This is a genomic window from Veillonella sp. ZSJB6, from assembly GCF_051549505.1.
In the GTDB taxonomy this organism is placed as follows: domain Bacteria; phylum Bacillota; class Negativicutes; order Veillonellales; family Veillonellaceae; genus Veillonella.
In genome coordinates this window covers 1-263 of sequence record NZ_JBPUGE010000076.1, presented here as the reverse complement: position 1 = coordinate 263, position 263 = coordinate 1, and the positions used below count along the sequence as shown (strand labels likewise).

1 pseudogene is annotated in these 263 nt (G+C 48.3%); it reads right to left on the bottom strand.

Annotated features, from left to right (window positions below):
- Positions 1–185: pseudogene (locus ACSV5T_RS09950) on the bottom strand (glutamine-hydrolyzing GMP synthase); the annotation flags it as partial.
- Between the last annotated feature and the right edge of the window lie 78 nt (positions 186–263).

Here is a 263-nt window from a genome sequence, read left to right as displayed (position 1 = left end):
CTCTCGATGATATCCGTGTAGAGCGTACCTTGGGCAAGGAAGTCCATGTCCACAAGTTTAGACGCTTCTTCGTCAAACACGTAGATGAACTCGTTGCCGATGATTTTACGCTTTTGTTCCGGATCTGAGACGCCGGCTAGTTTCGCCATGAAACGATCACGTGCATCGATTTTGATGACTTTCATGTTAAATCCGTCCGCGAACGTCTTCATGACGCTGTCCGCTTCGTTTTTACGGAGCAAGCCATGGTCGACGAACATACA